At 67.9% G+C, this 18,644-nt stretch carries 12 protein-coding genes and 3 rRNA genes; 2 read left to right on the top strand and 13 right to left on the bottom strand.

The genetic code is table 11. From position 1 onward, the window contains the following. Positions 1–65: 65 nt before the first annotated feature. The 4 genes from rrf to OHA99_RS22700 all read right to left on the bottom strand — a co-directional run bounded on the left by rrf (position 66) and on the right by OHA99_RS22700 (position 6,771). Positions 66–182: ribosomal RNA gene (gene rrf, locus OHA99_RS22715) — 5S ribosomal RNA — on the bottom strand. Positions 183–266: 84 nt separating this feature from the next. Beyond that, positions 267–3,388, bottom strand: a 23S ribosomal RNA gene (locus tag OHA99_RS22710). 273 nt (positions 3,389–3,661) lie between these two features. Beyond that, positions 3,662–5,190 (bottom strand): 16S ribosomal RNA (locus OHA99_RS22705). The 16S, 23S and 5S rRNA genes sit together here, the layout of an rRNA operon. 573 nt (positions 5,191–5,763) lie before the next feature. After that, positions 5,764–6,771 (bottom strand): stage II sporulation protein M, encoded by a 1,008-nt coding sequence (locus OHA99_RS22700; protein WP_366472068.1) that lies wholly within the window; start codon positions 6,769–6,771, stop codon positions 5,764–5,766. Positions 6,772–6,897: 126 nt separating this feature from the next. Here OHA99_RS22700 and OHA99_RS22695 point away from each other — a divergent pair, with 126 nt between their 5' ends. After that, positions 6,898–7,872 (top strand): RDD family protein, encoded by a 975-nt coding sequence (locus OHA99_RS22695; RefSeq protein ID WP_405697498.1) that lies wholly within the window; start codon positions 6,898–6,900, stop codon positions 7,870–7,872. Positions 7,873–7,896: 24 nt separating this feature from the next. Here the strand turns inward: OHA99_RS22695 and OHA99_RS22690 are convergent, their stop codons facing one another. The 9 genes from OHA99_RS22690 to OHA99_RS22650 all read right to left on the bottom strand — a co-directional run bounded on the left by OHA99_RS22690 (position 7,897) and on the right by OHA99_RS22650 (position 17,875). Further along, positions 7,897–8,511 carry a hypothetical protein gene (locus OHA99_RS22690; protein ID WP_153179563.1) on the bottom strand — a complete coding sequence of 205 codons (615 nt, stop codon included), beginning with the start codon at positions 8,509–8,511 and terminating at the stop codon, positions 7,897–7,899. A 110-nt stretch (positions 8,512–8,621) separates the two neighbouring features. Then, positions 8,622–10,079: an adenosylhomocysteinase gene (gene ahcY / locus OHA99_RS22685; protein WP_405697494.1), complete on the bottom strand. Its 1,458-nt coding sequence runs from the start codon at positions 10,077–10,079 to the stop codon at positions 8,622–8,624. Positions 10,080–10,360: 281 nt separating this feature from the next. Further along, on the bottom strand, positions 10,361–11,341 hold the full coding sequence (locus OHA99_RS22680) for a cation diffusion facilitator family transporter (RefSeq protein WP_153179560.1): 981 nt from the start codon (positions 11,339–11,341) through the stop codon (positions 10,361–10,363). A 114-nt stretch (positions 11,342–11,455) separates the two neighbouring features. After that, positions 11,456–12,607 (bottom strand): mannose-6-phosphate isomerase, class I, encoded by a 1,152-nt coding sequence (gene manA / locus OHA99_RS22675; protein ID WP_405697492.1) that lies wholly within the window; start codon positions 12,605–12,607, stop codon positions 11,456–11,458. A 50-nt stretch (positions 12,608–12,657) separates the two neighbouring features. Then, positions 12,658–13,785 (bottom strand): SIS domain-containing protein, encoded by a 1,128-nt coding sequence (locus tag OHA99_RS22670; RefSeq protein ID WP_153179558.1) that lies wholly within the window; start codon positions 13,783–13,785, stop codon positions 12,658–12,660. An 87-nt stretch (positions 13,786–13,872) separates the two neighbouring features. Further along, positions 13,873–14,043 carry a Trm112 family protein gene (locus OHA99_RS22665; protein ID WP_007450268.1) on the bottom strand — a complete coding sequence of 57 codons (171 nt, stop codon included), beginning with the start codon at positions 14,041–14,043 and terminating at the stop codon, positions 13,873–13,875. A 189-nt stretch (positions 14,044–14,232) separates the two neighbouring features. Continuing rightward, the gene (locus tag OHA99_RS22660) at positions 14,233–15,597 is read right to left on the bottom strand and encodes a phosphomannomutase/phosphoglucomutase (protein ID WP_405697489.1); all 1,365 of its coding nucleotides are present in this window, start codon (positions 15,595–15,597) and stop codon (positions 14,233–14,235) included. 80 nt (positions 15,598–15,677) lie between these two features. Further along, positions 15,678–17,294, bottom strand: coding sequence for an L-lactate permease (locus tag OHA99_RS22655; RefSeq protein ID WP_153181935.1), 1,617 nt, complete (start codon positions 17,292–17,294; stop codon positions 15,678–15,680). Between the two features lie 158 nt (positions 17,295–17,452). Further along, the gene (locus OHA99_RS22650) at positions 17,453–17,875 is read right to left on the bottom strand and encodes a DUF3499 domain-containing protein (RefSeq protein ID WP_102928736.1); all 423 of its coding nucleotides are present in this window, start codon (positions 17,873–17,875) and stop codon (positions 17,453–17,455) included. 295 nt (positions 17,876–18,170) lie between these two features. Here OHA99_RS22650 and OHA99_RS22645 point away from each other — a divergent pair, with 295 nt between their 5' ends. Continuing rightward, positions 18,171–18,623, top strand: coding sequence for a metallopeptidase family protein (locus OHA99_RS22645; RefSeq protein WP_381546786.1), 453 nt, complete (start codon positions 18,171–18,173; stop codon positions 18,621–18,623). Positions 18,624–18,644: the final 21 nt, after the last annotated feature.

Below are 18,644 nucleotides of genomic sequence, written 5' to 3'. Positions count from 1 at the left end.
GAGAAAGGCCCCTGAATGCAGAAAACCCCGCACCGTTCCCGGTGCGGGGTCTCCTCGCAATAATTGTTCGGCGGCGTCCTACTCTCCCACAGGGTCCCCCCTGCAGTACCATCGGCGCTGTAAGGCTTAGCTTCCGGGTTCGAAATGTAACCGGGCGTTTCCCCTACGCTATGACCACCGAAACACTATGAAACACTCAACCGCACCACGCTGTGGACGTGGGGTTGTTCGTGGTTTCAGAACCAACACAGTGGACGCGAGCAACTGAGGACAAGCCCTCGGCCTATTAGTACCGGTCACCTCCACACCTCACGGTGCTTCCAGATCCGGCCTATCAACCCAGTCGTCTACTGGGAGCCTTAACCCCTCAAGGGGGTGGGAGTCCTCATCTCGAAGCAGGCTTCCCGCTTAGATGCTTTCAGCGGTTATCCCTCCCGAACGTAGCCAACCAGCCATGCCCTTGGCAGAACAACTGGCACACCAGAGGTTCGTCCGTCCCGGTCCTCTCGTACTAGGGACAGCCCTTCTCAAGACTCCTACGCGCACAGCGGATAGGGACCGAACTGTCTCACGACGTTCTAAACCCAGCTCGCGTACCGCTTTAATGGGCGAACAGCCCAACCCTTGGGACCGACTCCAGCCCCAGGATGCGACGAGCCGACATCGAGGTGCCAAACCATCCCGTCGATATGGACTCTTGGGGAAGATCAGCCTGTTATCCCCGGGGTACCTTTTATCCGTTGAGCGACGGCGCTTCCACAAGCCACCGCCGGATCACTAGTCCCGACTTTCGTCCCTGCTCGACCCGTCGGTCTCACAGTCAAGCTCCCTTGTGCACTTACACTCAACACCTGATTGCCAACCAGGCTGAGGGAACCTTTGGGCGCCTCCGTTACTCTTTAGGAGGCAACCGCCCCAGTTAAACTACCCATCAGACACTGTCCCTGATCCGGATCACGGACCCAGGTTAGACATCCAGCACGACCAGACTGGTATTTCAACGACGACTCCACCCACACTGGCGTGCGAGTTTCAAAGTCTCCCAGCTATCCTACACAAGCCGAACCGAACACCAATATCAAACTATAGTAAAGGTCCCGGGGTCTTTCCGTCCTGCTGCGCGAAACGAGCATCTTTACTCGTAGTGCAATTTCACCGGGCCTATGGTTGAGACAGTCGAGAAGTCGTTACGCCATTCGTGCAGGTCGGAACTTACCCGACAAGGAATTTCGCTACCTTAGGATGGTTATAGTTACCACCGCCGTTTACTGGCGCTTAAGTTCTCAGCTTCGCCACACCGAAATGTGACTAACCGGTCCCCTTAACGTTCCAGCACCGGGCAGGCGTCAGTCCGTATACATCGCCTTACGGCTTCGCACGGACCTGTGTTTTTAGTAAACAGTCGCTTCTCGCTGGTCTCTGCGGCCACCCCCAGCTCGGAGTGCAAGACTCGTCACCGGGTGTGGCCCCCCTTCTCCCGAAGTTACGGGGGCATTTTGCCGAGTTCCTTAACCATAGTTCACCCGAACGCCTCGGTATTCTCTACCTGACCACCTGAGTCGGTTTAGGGTACGGGCCGCCATGAAACTCGCTAGAGGCTTTTCTCGACAGCATAGGATCATCCACTTCACCACAATCGGCTCGGCATCAGGTCTCAGCCTTATGTGCGACGGATTTACCTACCGCACGGCCTACACCCTTACCCCGGGACAACCACCGCCCGGGATGGACTACCTTCCTGCGTCACCCCATCACTCACCTACTGCAAGTCTGGTTCGTCGGCTCCACCACTCCCCTCAACTCCGAAGAGATCAGGGCGGCTTCACGGACTTAGCATCGCCTGGTTCGATGTTTGACGCTTCACAGCGGGTACCGGAATATCAACCGGTTATCCATCGACTACGCCTGTCGGCCTCGCCTTAGGTCCCGACTTACCCTGGGCAGATCAGCTTGACCCAGGAACCCTTAGTCAATCGGCGCAAACGTTTCTCACGTTTGTATCGCTACTCATGCCTGCATTCTCACTCGTGAACCGTCCACAACTCGCTTCCGCGGCTGCTTCACCCGGCACACGACGCTCCCCTACCCATCACAGCCGGCGTTGGCCGTATTGCTGCAATGACACGACTTCGGCGGTACGCTTGAGCCCCGCTACATTGTCGGCGCGGAATCACTAGACCAGTGAGCTATTACGCACTCTTTCAAGGGTGGCTGCTTCTAAGCCAACCTCCTGGTTGTCTGTGCGACTCCACATCCTTTCCCACTTAGCGTACGCTTAGGGGCCTTAGTCGATGCTCTGGGCTGTTTCCCTCTCGACCATGGAGCTTATCCCCCACAGTCTCACTGCCGCGCTCTCACTTACCGGCATTCGGAGTTTGGCTAAGGTCAGTAACCCGGTAGGGCCCATCGCCTATCCAGTGCTCTACCTCCGGCAAGAAACACACGACGCTGCACCTAAATGCATTTCGGGGAGAACCAGCTATCACGGAGTTTGATTGGCCTTTCACCCCTAACCACAGGTCATCCCCCAGGTTTTCAACCCTGGTGGGTTCGGTCCTCCACGACCTCTTACAGCCGCTTCAACCTGCCCATGGCTAGATCACTCCGCTTCGGGTCTTGAGCGTGCTACTAAAATCGCCCTGTTCGGACTCGCTTTCGCTACGGCTTCCCCACCCGGGTTAACCTCGCAACACACCGCAAACTCGCAGGCTCATTCTTCAAAAGGCACGCAGTCACGAGGATGGAGCAAGCTCCATCCCGACGCTCCCACGGCTTGTAGGCACACGGTTTCAGGTACTATTTCACTCCGCTCCCGCGGTACTTTTCACCATTCCCTCACGGTACTATCCGCTATCGGTCACCAGGGAATATTTAGGCTTAGCGGGTGGTCCCGCCAGATTCACACGGGATTTCTCGGGCCCCGTGCTACTTGGGTGTCTCTCAAACGAGCCGCTAATGTTTCGACTACGGGGGTCTTACCCTCTACGCCGGACCTTTCGCATGTCCTTCGCCTACATCAACGGTTTCTGACTCGTCCTGTTGCCGGCAGACAACAGAAGAGAGATCCCACAACCCCGCACACGCAACCCCTGCCGGGTCTCACACGTATACGGTTTGGCCTCATCCGGTTTCGCTCGCCACTACTCCCGGAATCACGGTTGTTTTCTCTTCCTGCGGGTACTGAGATGTTTCACTTCCCCGCGTTCCCTCCACACTGCCTATGTGTTCAGCAGCGGGTGACAGCCCATGACGACTGCCGGGTTTCCCCATTCGGACACCCCCGGATCAAAGCCTGGTTGACGACTCCCCGGGGCCTATCGTGGCCTCCCACGTCCTTCATCGGTTCCTGGTGCCAAGGCATCCACCGTGCGCCCTTAAAAACTTGGCCACAGATGCTCGCGTCCACTGTGCAGTTCTCAAACAACGACCAACCACCCGTCACAACCCGCTCACGCAGATTTTTACCGGGGCCGGCAACTGAAGGAAACTCATTCCCTCAGACACCCAACAGCGTGCCCGACACCCTTGCCGTCCCTCACTCGTGTTCCACGCCGAAGCAGTACTACCGAGGAGATCAGGATCAAGTGTGCCGAGTAGTCAACGTTCCACCCATGAGCAACCGTGCAAGACATTTGCTTACAGTCGGCCATGTGCTCCTTAGAAAGGAGGTGATCCAGCCGCACCTTCCGGTACGGCTACCTTGTTACGACTTCGTCCCAATCGCCAGTCCCACCTTCGACAGCTCCCTCCCACAAGGGGTTGGGCCACCGGCTTCGGGTGTTACCGACTTTCGTGACGTGACGGGCGGTGTGTACAAGGCCCGGGAACGTATTCACCGCAGCAATGCTGATCTGCGATTACTAGCGACTCCGACTTCATGGGGTCGAGTTGCAGACCCCAATCCGAACTGAGACCGGCTTTTTGAGATTCGCTCCACCTTGCGGTATCGCAGCTCATTGTACCGGCCATTGTAGCACGTGTGCAGCCCAAGACATAAGGGGCATGATGACTTGACGTCGTCCCCACCTTCCTCCGAGTTGACCCCGGCGGTCTCCCGTGAGTCCCCAACACCCCGAAGGGCTTGCTGGCAACACGGGACAAGGGTTGCGCTCGTTGCGGGACTTAACCCAACATCTCACGACACGAGCTGACGACAGCCATGCACCACCTGTACACCGACCACAAGGGGGGCACCATCTCTGATGCTTTCCGGTGTATGTCAAGCCTTGGTAAGGTTCTTCGCGTTGCGTCGAATTAAGCCACATGCTCCGCCGCTTGTGCGGGCCCCCGTCAATTCCTTTGAGTTTTAGCCTTGCGGCCGTACTCCCCAGGCGGGGCACTTAATGCGTTAGCTGCGGCACGGACAACGTGGAATGTTGCCCACACCTAGTGCCCACCGTTTACGGCGTGGACTACCAGGGTATCTAATCCTGTTCGCTCCCCACGCTTTCGCTCCTCAGCGTCAGTATCGGCCCAGAGATCCGCCTTCGCCACCGGTGTTCCTCCTGATATCTGCGCATTTCACCGCTACACCAGGAATTCCGATCTCCCCTACCGAACTCTAGCCTGCCCGTATCGACTGCAGACCCGGGGTTAAGCCCCGGGCTTTCACAACCGACGTGACAAGCCGCCTACGAGCTCTTTACGCCCAATAATTCCGGACAACGCTTGCGCCCTACGTATTACCGCGGCTGCTGGCACGTAGTTAGCCGGCGCTTCTTCTGCAGGTACCGTCACTTTCGCTTCTTCCCTGCTGAAAGAGGTTTACAACCCGAAGGCCGTCATCCCTCACGCGGCGTCGCTGCATCAGGCTTTCGCCCATTGTGCAATATTCCCCACTGCTGCCTCCCGTAGGAGTCTGGGCCGTGTCTCAGTCCCAGTGTGGCCGGTCGCCCTCTCAGGCCGGCTACCCGTCGTCGCCTTGGTGAGCCATTACCTCACCAACAAGCTGATAGGCCGCGGGCTCATCCTTCACCGCCGGAGCTTTTGACCCGCCAAGATGCCTTGGCAGGTCAGTATCCGGTATTAGACCCCGTTTCCAGGGCTTGTCCCAGAGTGAAGGGCAGATTGCCCACGTGTTACTCACCCGTTCGCCACTAATCCCCACCCGAAGGTGGTTCATCGTTCGACTTGCATGTGTTAAGCACGCCGCCAGCGTTCGTCCTGAGCCAGGATCAAACTCTCCGTGAATGTTTACCCGACAGTGCTTAATTAAAAGCTTCGGGGCGACACCACGAGAGCGGAACATCGGGAGGAATAGTCCCGACGTTCACAGCGTCCTCGCTGTGTGTTACTTCAAAGGAACCTCGTCCTCCCGAACGGGAGAGACGGGGTATCAACATATCTGGCGTTGACTTTTGGCACGCTGTTGAGTTCTCAAGGAACGGTCGCTTCCTTTGTACTCACCCTCTCGGGCTTTCCTCCGGGCGCTTCCCTTTCGGTCTTGCGTTTCCGACTCTATCAGATCTTTCCGATCCGATTTCCTCGGTGCTTTCCAGGTTCCCGCTTTTGCGTTTCCCTTTCCGGCGGTTCCGACTTTATCAGAAGTTTCGGGCCGGTCTGACCGGCCGTTCGTTTCCGAATCATCGGGAGAGTGCTTCGTCGAATTCAGTGATTCGCAGAAGCTGATAGATGTTCACTGTCGCCTTCTGGGATGAACCCATCTACATGCAACTGTTCGAATCTACCTCCCCGCTAGCTCCGTGTCAACGGCTCTTGCGGGAACGAAGAGGACACTAGCAGCTCGCCGGGGGCGGATGCACATCAGGCGGCCGTCGGCACAGTGGCGCTGCGTTCGGCCGCCTCGACGTCGCCCGTGTCGCCTGCACGTACGGCACGACCGCCGAGGACGTAGACGTAGGCGAGGAAGGCCAGTTCGGCGACGACTCCGATGGTGATGCGGGCCCAGGTGGGCAGGCCTGACGGGGTGACGAAGCCTTCGATGGCGCCGGACACGAAGAGGACGAGTGCCAGGCCGATCGCCATGCCGATGGCAGCGCGGCCCTCTTCCGCCAAGGCGATGCGCCGGGTGCGGGGCCCCGGGTCGATGAGGGTCCAGCCCAGTCGCAGACCGGTGCCCGCGGCGACGAACACCGCTGTCAGTTCGAGCAGACCGTGGGGCAGGACCAGGCCGAGGAAGGTGTCGAGGCGGCCGGCCGACGACATCAGGCCGAAGCCCACGCCGAGGTTGAGCATGTTCTGGAAGAGGATCCAGATCACGGGCAGTCCCAGGAAGACCCCCAGGATGAGGCAGAGCGCGGCGGCCCAGGCGTTGTTCGTCCACACCTGTGCCGCGAACGAGGCCGCCGGGTTGCTCGAGTAGTACGTCTCGTACTGGCCGCCGGGGCGGGTGAGCTCGCGCAGTTCGCCCGGGGCGGCGATGGTGGACTGCACCTCCGGGTGGGTGCCGATCCACCAGCCCAGGAGCGCCGCGACGGCGGTCGAAAGGAGGGCGGTGGGGACCCACCAGTGACGGGCGCGGTAGACGGCCGCCGGGAACTGCTGGGTCAGGAACCGCGTGACGTCGCGCCAGGATGCGCGTCGGGTGCCTGTCACGGCACTGCGCGCGCGGGCCACCAGTTGGCTGAGCCGTCCGGTCAGCTGAGGGTCGGGCGCGCTGGACTGGATCAGCGAGAGGTGGGTGGCCGTGCGCTGGTAGAGGGTGACGAGTTCGTCGGTCTCGGCACCGGTCAGCCGACGCCGGCGCCGGAGGAGGGCGTCGAGGCGGTCCCACTCCGCGCGGTGGGCGGAGACGAAGACGTCGAGGTCCATCGGTGTGCCTGCTCCTCGGCTATCGTCGGCGGCTCGTCGTGGATCAGCTTGTCGTACCGCGGCGCGGTGCGTCCTCAGCTTGGCAGACTGGCGGGGACGGGGGCAGTCAGGTGAAGGGCGGCGGGCGTGAGTGAGCTGGTGACGGGCGAGGCGGTGGCGCTGGAGCTGCGGCCCGCGAGGCTGCCCAGCAGGGCGCTGGCCGTCCTGCTCGACCTGGCCGTGGCCGTGGCCGTGTACGTGGCGGTGACCATCGCGCTGGTGGCGTCCACCTCGTCCCTGGACGGGGCGGCACAGACCGCGCTGACGATCGCGACCTTCGTCCTCGTGCTGGTGGGCGGGCCGATCGCGGTGGAGACGCTCAGCCATGGGCGGTCACTCGGGAAGATGGCGTGCGGGCTGCGGGTGGTGCGGGACGACGGCGGGCCGATCCGGTTCCGGCACTCGCTGGTGCGGGGCTTGATCGGGGTGATCGAGATCCTCATGACGTTCGGGGTGATCGCCTGCATCGCCTCGCTGGTGTCGGCGCGAGGGCGGCGGCTCGGTGACGTGTTCGCGGGCACGCTGGTCGTGCGGGAGAGGGTGCCGTTCTCGTCGGGGGGCTTCCTGCCTCCGCCTCCGCCGTGGCTGGCGGGGCGGTTCTCGGGGCTCGACCTTTCCGCGGTACCCGACGACCTGTGGCTCGCCGTCCGTCAGTACCTGAGCCGGGCGGGGCAGCTGGATTCGCGCGTCGGCTGGGCCATGGCCGAGCGGCTCGCCGCCGATGTGTCGGCCCGTACGGGTGCTCCGGTGCCGCGGGAGGTTCCACCGCCCGCGTATCTCGCGGCGGTGCTGCAGGAACGACAGGCGCGGGAGACCCGGCGGGCGTTCGGCGGCGCCTCGACAGGTGAGGGCGCTGCCCTGGTTGGGCCGACGGCGCCGGTGGTGCCGGTGGCTCCCGCATCGATGGCCCCGCCGCCTGTGCCGCCCGGCCCGCAGCCTGTATCCCCGTCTGTCCCGCCGTCTGTCCCGCCGTCCGCCCCGCCGTCGCATGACCGCCCCGAGGTGTCGCGGCACGTGCCGCCGGGCGGTCGCCCCGGAACCGGGTTCGTGCCGCCCGCGTAGGCACGACCGACGGCGCGACGCCCCTCACGGGAACACGGACGGTGGTGTCTCCAGGTCCTCCAGCTCGATGCCGGGGGCCGCGAGGACGACGTCTCCGGTGATGTGCACGGAGTGCCGCTCGCCCGTGTCCAGGGCTGTGACCTGGTATTCGTCCACGGTGAGGGGGCCGTTGTCAGTGGCGTGTGCTTCTCTGTTCAGCAAGGCCCAGGACTGGTCCACGGTGCGGGGGGCGAGGACCGGGTCGGTGAGGGCGACGAGGCGTACGCGAGTGGCTGATCCGGAGGGGGTGAGACGCAGGAGACGGGTGACGGCGACGAGGAACGCCGGGGACGTGCCGGTGAAGGCGTGGGCGCGCACATTGCCTTCGGTGGCGTGGATTCCGGTGGGGTCGGTACGGACCCAGGTGACTCCGTCGATGGCGGCACCGCGTACCTGCCAGTCGGCGGCGTGGAGTTCGAGGCGGATGGGGCGGCCGAGTTCGTCGAGGGCGAGGTCGACGGAGCCGCGGTGGTCCCCGGTGGGCGTGGTCAGCCGGGAGACGTAGCGCCAGCCGGAGGGGCCGGGGGCGCATTGGAAGTGTTCTTCTGCGAGGGGGGTGTGGTCGTGCGGATCGTGGAGCGAATAACGGCCGCGGGGCATGGGCGTCCTGGGTGGTGACGGGCTGGTCCGGCCGCTGATGCGGCCGCGGCGCCAATGGGGCAGGCCCCCGGCACGGGGGTGCGGGGGCCTGCCTCGGAGGAACCGGTGACTCAGTAGCGGTAGTGGTCCGCCTTGTAGGGGCCCTCGACCTTGACGCCGATGTAGTCGGCCTGCTCCTGGCGGAGCGTGGTCAGCTTGACGCCGAGGGAGTCGAGGTGGAGCCGGGCGACCTTCTCGTCCAGGTGCTTGGGCAGCACGTAGACGTCGGTCGGGTACTCGTCGGGCTTGGTGAACAGCTCGATCTGGGCCAGGGTCTGGTCCGCGAAGGAGTTGGACATCACGAACGACGGGTGACCGGTGGCGTTGCCCAGGTTCAGCAGGCGGCCCTCGGACAGGACGATGAGGACCTTGCCGTCCGGGTAGGTCCAGGTGTGGACCTGCGGCTTGACCTCGTCCTTGACGATGCCGGGGGTCTGGGCGAGGCCGGCCATGTCGATCTCGTTGTCGAAGTGGCCGATGTTGCCGACGATGGCCTGGTGCTTCATCCGGGCCATGTCCTTGGCCATGATGATGTCCCTGTTGCCGGTCGTGGTGACGAAGATGTCGGCCTTGTCGACGACCTCGTCCAGCGTGGTGACCTGGAAGCCGTCCATCGCCGCCTGGAGGGCGCAGATCGGGTCGATCTCGGTGATGATCACGCGGGCGCCCTGGCCGCGCAGGGACTCCGCGCAGCCCTTGCCGACGTCGCCGTAGCCGCAGATGACGGCGGTCTTGCCGCCGATCAGCACGTCGGTGGCGCGGTTGATGCCGTCGACCAGGGAGTGGCGGCAGCCGTACTTGTTGTCGAACTTCGACTTGGTGACCGCGTCGTTGACGTTGATCGCCGGGAACAGCAGGGTGCCGTCGCGGTGCATCTCGTACAGACGGTGGACGCCGGTCGTGGTCTCCTCGGTCACACCGCGGATCTCGGACGCCAGCTGGGTCCACTTCTGCGGGCTCTCGCCGACCGTGCGGGTGAGGAGTTCGAGGATGACGCGGTGCTCGTCGGACTCGGCGGTGTCGACCGAGGGGACCTTGCCGTCCTTCTCGTACTCGACGCCCTTGTGGACGAGGAGGGTGGCGTCACCGCCGTCGTCCAGGATCATGTTCGGGCCGCCGGTCGGGGTGTTCGGCCAGGTCAGCGCCTGCTCCGTGCACCACCAGTACTCCTCGAGGCTCTCGCCCTTCCAGGCGAAGACCGGGACGCCCTGCGGGTTGTCGGGCGTGCCGTTGGGGCCGACGGCGATGGCGGCGGCCGCGTGGTCCTGGGTGGAGAAGATGTTGCAGGAGGCCCAGCGGACCTCGGCGCCGAGGGCGACGAGGGTCTCGATGAGCACGGCGGTCTGCACGGTCATGTGCAGGGAGCCGGTGACGCGGGCGCCGGCGAGCGGCTGGGCCTCGGCGTACTCCTTGCGGATCGCCATCAGGCCCGGCATCTCGTGCTCGGCGAGGGTGATCTCCTTGCGGCCGAACGCGGCCAGGGAGAGGTCGGCGACCTTGAAGTCCTGCCGGTTGTCGACAGTCGTCATTACGGGCTGCTCCTCGGGTTGGGTCGAGGTGGGTACGGCTGACCTGCGCGGCGGCGGACACAGGGGTGCCCAGAAGAGGACACAGGCATGCCCGCGTACGCGCAGCGCAGTCCGTCGGAGGCCCTCTCTCCCTCGGCCGGTCCGTCCTGGACCGCCCGACCGCCATCAGCAGCGACGTCTGGCTCCGTCCCAAGCTACACCGCGGGCGCCCGCCGTCCCCAGTCCGCCTCCGAAGACTTCCGGACGTTCACGCAGGGTGATGGCCAGCGCCTGCCGGGCGGTCAGTGGGCGGCGGGCGGTGCGGTGGGGCCGCCGGGGGTCGCCTCGGGGTCGGCGCCCTTGGCGGCCTCGGACTCGCTGTAGATGTCCGGTTCCAGGTAGATGACGCGGGCGATCGGGACCGCCTCGCGGATGCGGGATTCGGCGGCGTCGATCGCGGAGGCGATCTCGGTGGCCGTTCCGTCGTGGCGGACGGCGATCTTGGCGGCGACGAGGAGTTCCTCGGGGCCGAGGTGGAGGGTGCGCATGTGGATGATGCCGGTGACGGTGTCCCCGGCGACGGCCGCGGCCTCGATCTGCCGGACCGCGTCGGCGCCCGCTGCCTCACCGAGCAGCAGGGACTTGGTCTCGACGGCGAGGACCAGCGCGATCAGGATGAGCAGGATGCCGATGCACAGGGTGCCGATGCCGTCCCAGACGCCGTCGCCGGTGAGCAGGGCCATGCCGACGCCGCCGAGGGCGAGGATCAGGCCGACCAGGGCGCCGAGGTCCTCCAGGAGGACGACCGGCAGCTCCGGCGCCTTGGCGTGGCGGATGAACTCCTTCCAGGACTTCTTGCCGCGCAGGGGGTTGGACTCCTTGATGGCGGTCCGGAAGGAGAAGCCCTCGGCGATGATCGCGAAGACCAGGACGCCCACCGGCCAGTACCAGTGCTCCAGTTCGTGCGGGTGCTTGATCTTCTCGTAGCCCTCGTAGAGGGCGAACATGCCGCCGACCGAGAAGAGCACGATGGAGACCAGGAAGGCGTAGATGTAGCGTTCGCGGCCGAAGCCGAAGGGGTGTTGCGGGGTGGCCTCGCGCTGGGCCCGCTTGCCGCCCAGGAGCAGCAGGCCCTGGTTGCCCGAGTCGGCGAGCGAGTGCACGGACTCGGCGAGCATCGACGACGATCCGCTGAAGAGGAACGCCACGAATTTCGCCACCGCGATCGAGAGGTTGGCGAGCAGTGCCGCCACGATCGCCTTGGTACCGCCTGACGCGCTCATGTGTCGCGTTGTCCCTTCGCCTTCGACTGTGGCCGGCTTTGCCCCGCCTTTGCGGTGCGCCATTGTTGCAGCCCGGGCGGACCCCGACGTGCCGGATGCCCCGTCGGGCGCGGGTCAGACGCGCACGGTGGCCCGGAAGAGCGTGCCGGTTCCGGACACTTCGGCCTTTTCGTGTGCCGGGACGAAGACGGAGCGGCCGGGAGTCAGTTCGTGTTCGCCCGCCGAGACCGTGCCCGCCGTGCAGAGCAGGATCTGCGGGGTGGGCAGGGTGAGGTCGTGGGCGCCGGTGCCCTCGGGCAGGACGTAGCGGGAGAGGCGGAACTCGTCGGTCGGGGTGTCGTAGACCTCTTCGCCGTCGGGGGACGCCTCCGGGCGCAGGATGCCGGCGTCGCCCGCCTCGAAGCGGACGATGCGCAGGAGTTCGGGGACGTCGACGTGCTTGGGGGTGAGGCCGCAGCGCAGGACGTTGTCGGAGTTGGCCATGATCTCGACGCCGAGTCCGTCGAGGTAGGCGTGCGGGATGCCCGCGCCGAGGTAGAGGGCCTCGCCGGGCTGGAGCCGGACGTGGTTGAGGAGCATGGCGGCGAGGACGCCGGGGTCGCCCGGGTAGTGGTGGGCGATGCCGGCGTACGGCCGGTAGGCGCCGCCGAGGCGGTCGCAGGCGGCCGCGGTCTCGGTGACCGTCCGGGACATCTCCTCGGGGTCGGCGGTGAGGATCGCGGTGAGGACCTCGTGCAGGGCGGCGTCCTCGGGGTGGGCGCGCAGCAGGTCGACGTACGGCTTGAGGGAGGCGACGCCGAGTCCGTCGAGCAGGTCGGCGGTCTCGGCCGGGGCGCGGAAGCCGCACAGGCCGTCGAACTCGGTGAGGGCGCAGACCAGTTCGGGCTTGTGGTTGGCGTCCTTGTAGTTGCGGTGCGGGGCGTCCAGGGGGACGCCGCGGCGTTCCTCGTCCTCGTACCCCTGCTCGGCCTGCGCGAGGTCGGGGTGGACCTGGAGGGAGAGCGGGGCGCCGGCGGCGAGGAGTTTGAGGAGGAAGGGCAGCCGGGGGCCGAACCTGGCGACGGACGCGGCGCCCAGTTCCTTCTCGGGGTCGGCGTCCACGACCTCGGCGAGGGTGCCGCGGCCGGTGCGGGAGGGGGCGCCGGGGTGGGCGCCCATCCACATCTCCGCCTGCGGTTCGCCGGTCGGCTCGGTTCCGAGCAGGGTCGGGATCGCGGTGGTGGAACCCCAGGCGTAGGGGCGGACGGTGTTGTCGAGGCGGTCCATGGGCTCTCTCTGCCGGTGCGTGCGGGTGCGTGGGCGATGGTGCGCCGGGGTCAGGCTCCCGAGGCGAGCGCCAGGTAAACGGCGGCGAAATCCGTGATGGCGATCAGTTCGGCGAGGGTCTCCAGTTCGCCGCCCTCTTCCGGTTCCAGCTCGCTGATCGGCGTGTCGTGGCCGAGGGCCAGCTCACGGGCGTTGGGGGCGGCGGTGAGGCCACCGGTGGGCCGGTCGCGCAGGAGCACTACGCGTGCGTGCAGGGCGGCCGGTTCCTCGACGCGGTCGCGGAAGAAGTCGTCGGGGTCGGCGCCGGCGGCGAGTTGCCCGGCGAGCAGGGCGCTGTGCGCGGCGAGGGCCTCGGGCAGGTCGGCGACGACGGCGGGGGTGCCGGAGAGTTCGGCGAGTGCGGCGGCGAAGCGGCGCCCCGCGGGTCCGGCGGAGTTGCCCTCGGTCCAGACGACGGGGAGGGAGTCGGCCAGTTCGGCCGCGAGGGTCTTGGCCGGGTTGCTGTAGGTGACGATCGCGGGCCCGCAGCGTTCGGCGACGCGGTCGAGGCGGTCGGCGACCTTGTCGATGGCCTCGGGCGGTGCCTCGAGCAGCCCGGTGCGGCCCAGCAGCGCGAGGAGCGGTGTGAGCAGCGCCCACAGGACGCCGGGGGCGGCACCGGCGAGGGGTTCGTCGTGGTCGTACGGGGCTGTCGCCATCGGGATGAACAGGCCGCGCGAGGCGCTCACCGAGTCGTTGAGCGGGGAGCGGGCGGGGGCGACGGCGACGACCGTGCAGCCCCGGCGGTAGGCCTGCTCGGCGAGCAGGGAAAGGCCGGGCTCGGCGCCGTCGGGGGTGGCGATCAGCAGGAGGTCCACGGAGCCGGCCCAGCCGGGCAGTTCCCAGCGCAGGGCGCCCGCGGCGGGGGCGACGCCGGTGGGGGCGAGGCGGGTGACGGGGCTGCCGGCGCCGGCGAGGGTGCCGAGGAGGTCGGCGGCGTGGGTGGCGGCGGCGCCCGGTCCGGCGATCAGTACGGCGCGGGGGCGGCCGTCCGGCTTGAGGTTGCCGACGCCGGCCTCGGCGGCGTGCCGGGCGGCGGTGCGGACGCGGGCACCGGCCTCGGCGGCGCCGCGGAGCAGGCCGCGGCGGTCGGCCTCGGTGAGGCGCTCCGGGGCGTCCAGGAGCGATTCGTCGAGCATGGCGGCAGGTCTCCGATCGCCGGGGCGTTCGTTCGGATGCGCGGGTGCGCGGGGTCGTCGCCGGGTTGCCGGTCGCCCGGGAGGCGGTTACTCGGGGCGGCGGGCCTCGTCGACGAGGAGGACGGGGATGCCGTCGCGCACCGGGTAGGCCAGGCCGCAGTCCTGGCCGGTGCAGATCAGCTCCGCGTCCTGCTCCTTGAGGGGGGCGTGGCAGGCGGGGCAGGCGAGGATCTCCAGGAGGCCGGCTTCGAGCGGCATGGGGGTTCCCTTCGGGGGCGGTGGGGCGTGTGTGGATGTGCTGGTCAGGGTACCGCCGGGGCGGGGCTCGTGCGGGTGGCCCGCGTTGAACCGAGCGTTGGTGCTGGGAGGGGCGCGCGGCCCGGCGCAGACGGGGTGCCGCTGCGCCCACCCGTGCCGCCCCAGCGGCACGACTGCCCGCAGCGGCGGCTATGTCCGGATGATCGCCAGTGCCTCGTCGCGCACCTTCGTCATCGTCGCCTCGTCGCGGGCCTCCGCGTTCAGGCGGAGCAGGGGCTCGGTGTTGGAGGGGCGGACGTTGAACCACCAGTCGGCCGAAGTGACGGTGAGGCCGTCGAGGTCGTCCACGGTGACGTCGTCGCGGCCCTCGTACGCGGCCCGGATCGCGGCGAGGCGGGCCTGCTGGTCGGCGACGGTGGAGTTGATCTCGCCGGAGCCGGCATAGCGGTCGTACGCGGCGACCAGGGCGGACAGCGGGCCGTTCTGCTCGCCGAGGGCGGCGAGGACGTGGAGGGCGGCGAGCATGCCGGTGTCGGCGTTCCAGAAGTCGCGGAAGTAGTAGTGCGCGGAGTGCTCGCCGCCGAAGATGGCGCCGGTCCTGGCCATCTCGGCCTTGATGAAGGAGTGGCCCACGCGCGTGCGTTCCGGTGTGCCGCCGTGCTCGCGGACGACCTCCGGGACGGACCAGGAGGTGATCAGGTTGTGGATGACCGTGCCGCTGCCGCCGTTGCGGGCCAGCTCGCGGGCGGCCACGAGGGCGGTCACGGCGGACGGGGAGACCGGCTCGCCGTCCTGGTCGACGACGAAGCAGCGGTCGGCGTCGCCGTCGAAGGCGAGACCGAGGTCGGCGCCCTCCTCGCGGACGCGCCGCTGGAGGTCGACCAGGTTGGCCGGGTCGAGGGGGTTGGCCTCGTGGTTGGGGAAGGTGCCGTCCAGTTCGAAGTACATCGGCACCAGGTCGAGGGGCAGGCCGGTGAAGACGGAGGGGACGGTGTGGCCGCCCATGCCGTTGCCCGCGTCGACGACGACCTTGAGGGGGCGGATACCGGTGAGGTCGACGAGGGAACGCAGGTGGGCGGCGTAGTCGTCGAGGACGTCGCGCCGGGTGACGGTGCCGGGGCGGACGGTCGGCTCCGGGGCGCCCCCCTCGCTCCAGCGCTCCACCAGGGCGCGGATCTCGGCGAGGCCGGTGTCCTGGCCGACCGGGGCGGCGCCCGCGCGGCACAGCTTGATGCCGTTGTACCGGGCGGGGTTGTGCGAGGCCGTGAACATGGCGCCCGGCAGGTTCAGCGCGCCGGAGGCGTAGTACAGCTGGTCGGTGGAGCACAGGCCGATCCCGGTCACGTCGGCGCCGCGGACCGCCGCGCCGCGCGCGAAGGCGCCGGACAGGCCCGGGGACGAGGGCCGCATGTCGTGGCCGACGACGATGGCGTCCGCGCCGGTCAGTTCGACGAAGGCCGCGCCGAACAGCTCGGCCAGCGACTCGTCCCACTGGTCGGGGACGACACCGCGCACGTCGTACGCCTTCACGATCTGCGACAGATCAGCAGCCACGGCCAACCTTCCTCAAAGTCCTGTCGGAGCCCACAAACTACCCGTAGGGACCGGCGGGCCGCCCGGAAGGTTCCCTGAGGTCAGGGCAGCATCCAGCCGAGGACGACCGTGGACTGCCCGACCACGATCAGGCACATGACCAGCAACAGGCCGAGGCTCCAGGGCAGTACCTTGCGCAGCAGGTCCCCCTCGCGGCCCGCGAGCCCGACGGCGGCGCAGGCGATGGTGAGGTTCTGCGGGGAGATCATCTTGCCGAGGACTCCGCCGGAGCTGTTGGCGGCGGCCAGCAGCTCGGGCGAGAGGCCGGACTCCCGCGCGGCGGTCACCTGGAGGGCGCCGAAGAGGGCGTTGGCGGAGGTGTCGGAGCCGGAGACGGCGACGCCGAACCAGCCGAGGACCGGGGAGAGGAAGGCGAGTCCGGCACCGGCCGCGGCGACGAAGTGGCCGATGGTGGCGGCCTGCCCGGAGAGGTTCATGACGTAGGCGAGGGCGAGGACCGACGTGACGGTGAGGATCGCGAACCGCAGTTCGTGCACGGTCGCGAGCCACTCCCTGACCGCCACGCGCGCGTGCACGCCGAGGACGACGGCCGTGGCCAGCCCGGCGAACAGCACGAGCGTGCCGCCGGTGGAGACGATCGGCCAGGAGAACACGTTGCCGCCGACCGGGTTGCCCTCGGGGTCGGCCACGTCGAGGAACGGCCAGTCGTAGGACTGCGTGGCCTTCGCCAGCCAGTCCTTGACCGCCGGGATCTGCGCCACGGAGAAGACGGCGACGATCAGCGCGTAGGGCGCGTACGCCCGCACGACCTCACGGGCGGGGTCCCGCTCGTCCAGTTCCTCGCTGCGCGCGCCGGTCAGTACGGACGCCCGTACGGGTTCGGCGGCGGGCCGGCGGGAGTGCGGTACGGCGACCAGGGCGCCGGCGCCGATCAGGGCGGCGGCGATGTCGGCGAGCTGGGCGGAGACGTAGTTGGAGGCGACGAACTGGGCGACGGCGAAGGCGACTCCGCAGGCCAGGGCGGGCACCCAGGTCTCGCGGAGCCCGCGCCGCCCGTCGACCAGGGCGACGAGGAGCAGCGGTACGACGAGGGCGAGCAGGGGCGTCTGGCGGCCGACCACGGAGGCGACGTCGTCCAGGGGGAGCCCGGTGACCTGGGCCAGCGTCACGACCGGGGTGCCCATCGCGCCGAAGGCGACCGGGGCGGTGTTGGCGACCAGGGAGACGACGGCCGCGCGCACGGGGTCGAAGCCGAGGGCGACGAGCATGACCGAGCAGATCGCGACGGGCGCCCCGAACCCGGCGAGGGCCTCCAGGAGGGCGCCGAAGCAGAAGGCGACGACGAGGGCCTGGATGCGGGGGTCGTCGGAGAGCCGGCCGAAGGAGCGGCGCAGGATGTCGAAGTGCCGGGTGCGGACGGTCATCCGGTAGACCCACAGGGCGTTCACGACGATCCACAGGATGGGGAAGAGGCCGAAGACCGCTCCCTGGACGGCGCTGGAGGCCGTCTGGTCCAGCGGCATGCCGTACGCGAGCCAGGCGACCAGTACGGCGGCCAGGAGGCCGATGAGGCCCGCCAGGTGCGCCTTCATGCGGACGCCGCCCAGCAGCACGAGGACGATCACCAGTGGCAGGGCCGCCACCAGGGCGGACAGGCCGAGCGAACCGGCGACGGGTTCCAGTTCCTGCACGTACACGGACGCCTCCCCGGATTCCGCCATGCGAAAGCGATTTCTCGCGACTTCCGGAATGGTCGTGTCCGCGACAACGGGGCGTCAATGGGTGTGCAGCAACGGATGTGACCGAGGCCACTACGAGTGAAGGGTGCGGGTCCCCTGAACGGGGTGAACGGGGCTCAGTTGTCCGGCGAACGCAGCACGCGCAGGTGGCCGCGGCGCGCGACCTCCATCGGGTCGGCCGTCCGGGCGCCGCCGCCCGCCTCGGCCGCCCGCTCCTGGGGCCGGGCCGCCTCGCGCACCGCGTTGGCGAGCGCCTCCAGGTCGTCGCCGCTGGGGCGGGCCGGGGCCGACCCGTCGAGCAGCCGGACGACCTCCCAGCCGCGCGGGGCGGTGAGGCGCTCGGAGTGCTCGGCGCACAGGTCGTAGCAGTGGGGTTCGGCGTAGGTGGCGAGCGGGCCGAGGACCGCGGTCGAGTCGGCGTAGACGTACGTCAGCGTCGCGACGGCGGGACGGCCGCAGGCGGTGCGCGAACAGCGACGTACAGGGCTCACGATGTTGGACGGTACCGCACTCTTGAGCGGGCCGCGACGACTCTCCACCGGGTCACACCCCCGTGTCGTGGCGTGAAACGATCTACGACCCCTCCCGCGCACCCCCGTTCGACCTGGGCGGACGCCGGTCGTGCGGAGCTCGCACGGCCCCGAAAGCGGTCACGACCCGACACAAACAACGACATTTGCCTTGAGTTCCGCGGTCACGGAGAGATACGAAATCGAGCCCAACCTTGGCTGGAATGGTCATCCGGCGACAAGCCGAGTGACCTGCCGCCACGCCGCCCGCTGTGCGCCCGCGGGCCGGGCAGGCCGGCCCGGCGGGGACTACCCTTCACCAGTGATGGACAACCCCGTGACGCCCCGTGATGCCGGCCGCCCAGGACCCCGCCGTCGTGATCGCCACGGCCGGGGCATGCGCGGCCCGGTGGCACCCCCGCAGGTGCCGCTCGCCGCGAGCCGTGGCGAGGCCTTCGCCGACCTGGTGCAGGACTCCGTGGAGCGCCTGGAGCGGCGGTGGCCGCAGCTCGCCGACATCGACTTCCTCGTCCTCGACGTGCCGCGGCCGGCCGCGGCCGGGGAGCCGTGGAACGACGAGGCCGTACCGCTCGGGGGCACGGTGCCCTCGCGGGACGGGCGGCGGGGACGGGTGGTCGTCTACCGGCGGCCGGTGGAGATCCGGACCAAGGGCCGCGACGAGCGGGCCCTGCTGGTGCACGAGGTCGTCGTCGAACAGGTCGCGGAGCTGCTGGGGCTGACTCCGGAGACGGTGGATCCCCGGTACGGGGAGGACTGAGCGGCGGGGGCCCGGTCGCCC

This window comes from Streptomyces coelicoflavus (genome assembly GCF_045041415.1).
GTDB classification, from domain to species: domain Bacteria; phylum Actinomycetota; class Actinomycetes; order Streptomycetales; family Streptomycetaceae; genus Streptomyces; species Streptomyces coelicoflavus.
Note: the sequence above shows the minus strand (reverse complement) of the source record. Positions and strands in the feature narration are given on the sequence as shown.

Bases quoted from the DNA above. Each gene is read 5' to 3' on its own strand.
- OHA99_RS22700 (WP_366472068.1), bottom strand. From the start codon at position 6,771: ATGGACCTCGACGTCTTCGTCTCCGCCCACCGCGCGGAGTGGGACCGC.
- OHA99_RS22690 (WP_153179563.1), bottom strand. From the start codon at position 8,511: ATGCCCCGCGGCCGTTATTCGCTCCACGATCCGCACGACCACACCCCC.
- ahcY (WP_405697494.1), bottom strand. From the start codon at position 10,079: ATGACGACTGTCGACAACCGGCAGGACTTCAAGGTCGCCGACCTCTCC.
- OHA99_RS22680 (WP_153179560.1), bottom strand. From the start codon at position 11,341: ATGAGCGCGTCAGGCGGTACCAAGGCGATCGTGGCGGCACTGCTCGCC.
- manA (WP_405697492.1), bottom strand. From the start codon at position 12,607: ATGGACCGCCTCGACAACACCGTCCGCCCCTACGCCTGGGGTTCCACC.
- OHA99_RS22670 (WP_153179558.1), bottom strand. From the start codon at position 13,785: ATGCTCGACGAATCGCTCCTGGACGCCCCGGAGCGCCTCACCGAGGCC.
- OHA99_RS22665 (WP_007450268.1), bottom strand. From the start codon at position 14,043: ATGCCGCTCGAAGCCGGCCTCCTGGAGATCCTCGCCTGCCCCGCCTGC.
- OHA99_RS22645 (WP_381546786.1), top strand. From the start codon at position 18,171: ATGGACAACCCCGTGACGCCCCGTGATGCCGGCCGCCCAGGACCCCGC.